Source organism: Clostridium sp. LS (assembly GCF_002760435.1).
In the GTDB taxonomy this organism is placed as follows: domain Bacteria; phylum Bacillota; class Clostridia; order Clostridiales; family Clostridiaceae; genus Clostridium.
Window position 1 is genome coordinate 1 of the sequence record NZ_AUUU01000201.1, and the last position, 1,056, is coordinate 1,056.

2 protein-coding genes are annotated in these 1,056 nt (G+C 29.3%); both read right to left on the reverse strand.

Going from position 1 to position 1,056, the window contains the following annotated elements:
- Positions 1–225: 225 nt before the first annotated feature.
- On the reverse strand, positions 226–426 hold the full coding sequence (locus COL3_RS26270; RefSeq protein ID WP_008426210.1) for a YvrJ family protein: 201 nt from the start codon (positions 424–426) through the stop codon (positions 226–228).
- A 96-nt stretch (positions 427–522) separates the two neighbouring features.
- A complete protein-coding gene (locus tag COL3_RS26275) occupies positions 523–1,053 on the reverse strand; it encodes a hypothetical protein (protein ID WP_008426209.1) in 531 nt (176 codons plus the stop codon).
- Positions 1,054–1,056: the final 3 nt, after the last annotated feature.

Here is a 1,056-nt window from a genome sequence, read left to right on the forward strand (position 1 = left end):
GTATTGATTTAGAAAAATTATGTGGTAATAAAATGCTTATATATACTTGTACTGCTATTATAAATAATCAAGAAAAGATATTCGAACTTAAGTATGATCTGGAAGGGTGCAAATGGATCTTGTTTAAAATATAATATAAATTATCCATGAGTCAAATTTTAAAATAAAGGCATAAGCGAATTTAAGGCAATAAACTCAAAATTAAAGTTCATTGCCTTTTTCTACTTAAGCCACTCTATTAGAATCATTACTAGATCCGTCAGAATCTATAACGACTCCAAGCTTCGTAGATATTATGGTATTTAGTTTATTAATTGAAGTAGAAAGATTGTTGATTTGTTTTTCTAAGCGAATTAATAGATAAGCAGCAACAGCGATGGCAAACCCGTTATTAGCTACAAGATTAATCAATTCATTTATTTCCATGATTTCATCACCTCCTAAATTGGATATATGACGAAAATCACATTGTCTCATCTTAGATATAAAATAATTATATGGAATTAAAAACAGATAAAAAAATTATTGATTGCCCCCTTCATTTAAAATGTGATTATGGTAATAATCTATAGCAATATCTACTATGGTACTTACACATACACTAATGTCTGGATGTATGCTTTTTAGTTCGTTTATTTTTCTTATAGTGGAACTTCTAAGGATATAGCTTCTCTTAATGATTGGAGTTTCTCCATCAATAGCAGGAGCTGCACCATTAGGAATAGGAGTTCTTCTGTTATCAAATATTTCTTTTGCAGAGCTCAAAGAATTTTGAATTTCAATAGAATCACTGATGTTGCATTGTTGTGTATTGCTGTTATCTGAAATAATATTTTCTTGAGCATTAATTTTTAGGTCAGAAATAGCAGCGGTATCATTAGTAGATTTACACTCAGGATTAGCTTGAGTATTTTCAAGTGCAGAGTCATCATCAAAGGAAAAGGAAGATATACAATTTCCACCTGTAGGAACTTCACTAGTAAATCCAAATACTTCTCCTTCATCATATTCAAAATCATTTTTTATTATATTAGATGTTTTTTTCCTAGCCATAAA